Annotated in this window: 1 protein-coding gene; it reads left to right on the top strand. The window is 57.7% G+C overall.

The window, feature by feature from the left end:
- A partial coding sequence (locus EV140_RS03320) for a TRAP transporter substrate-binding protein (protein WP_130281085.1) occupies positions 1–1,116 on the top strand: 1,116 nt, incomplete at its 5' end.
- Positions 1,117–1,152 lie beyond the last annotated feature (36 nt).

The following is a 1,152-nucleotide window of genomic DNA, read 5'->3' as shown; positions in this document are numbered from 1 at the left end:
ACGACGGTATTCTGGTATTATCGTAACATCAACATGATCGGTATACCTTTCCCGGAGGAAACGATGACAATGAAGTCGACACGCACACGTAAGGCGTCAGCAGTTCTGGCCGCAGCCGCAATATTGGCCTTGACTGCATGCGGGAACGATTCGGCGGGCGAAGCTGGCGGGAGTGAAGATCAACGGACTCTCAAGCTCGCCCACATTTTCCCCGAGAGTTCAGCGCTACAGCCGGCCGCCATGTCCTTCATGGATCAGGCGGCTGAAGCGACCGGCGGACGAGTTAATTTCGAACTTTTCCCGGGCGGACAACTGGGTAGTGATGAAGAAATGGCAAGCAGCCTGGTGAGCGGAGACCTCGAGTGCGCTTTCGTCGCATTCGCCCCGTCCGGACTCGACCCTAGGCTTCAGCTTTCCTTCCTGCCGTATATCGTTTCCTCCTACGAAGCAGCCGACGAGGTTTTCTTCAACCCTGACGGCATCATCCAGACCAACGAGCGCGAGGTGCTTGCCGAACACGGTATAACCTCCATCGGCTTCTACGAGAACGACTTCCGGGGGATGACAAATAACTCTCATCCGATCACAAAACCGTCGGATCTTGAGGGCCTCAAAATGCGGGTACCGGGCCTGCCCATGTATCTCGATCTGTTCTCGGCGTGGGGTGCTCTGCCCGTAGCGATGCCATTCACAGAGCTCTACACCGGCCTACAACAGGGAACCGTGGACGGACAGGACAACGGCATCGTTCTCAGCGCCAACAGCCGCTTCCATGAAGTCCAGAAGTATCTTTCACTTACCCGGCACGCTTATGGCACTGGCGCCCTGGCATGCAACACCGAGGTCTGGGAAAGCCTCTCAGAGGAGGACCGTGCTGCTCTCACGGAGGTGGCCGAGAAAGTCTCGGAGACCGCCACCCAGGAGGTCCGCGCTTCTGTCGACGATAAATTGACTGAACTCAAGGACGCCGGCATGGAGGTCACTGAGTTGACACCCGAGCAAATCCGGGAGTTCGCCGAGTCCAAAGACGAAATTTGGGAAGCCAATCGCGAGGTCTTCGGAGACGAAGTAATCGACCAGCTCATCGAGGAATCCGATGCAGCCGACGTCGGCTGATCAACCGTCGGCGGGTGGACCGCCCCGTCGCGCGCT

Origin of the sequence: Microcella alkaliphila, assembly GCF_004216855.1 — a bacterium.
In the GTDB taxonomy this organism is placed as follows: domain Bacteria; phylum Actinomycetota; class Actinomycetes; order Actinomycetales; family Microbacteriaceae; genus Microcella; species Microcella alkaliphila.
This window is presented reverse-complemented; position numbering and strand designations above follow the sequence as displayed.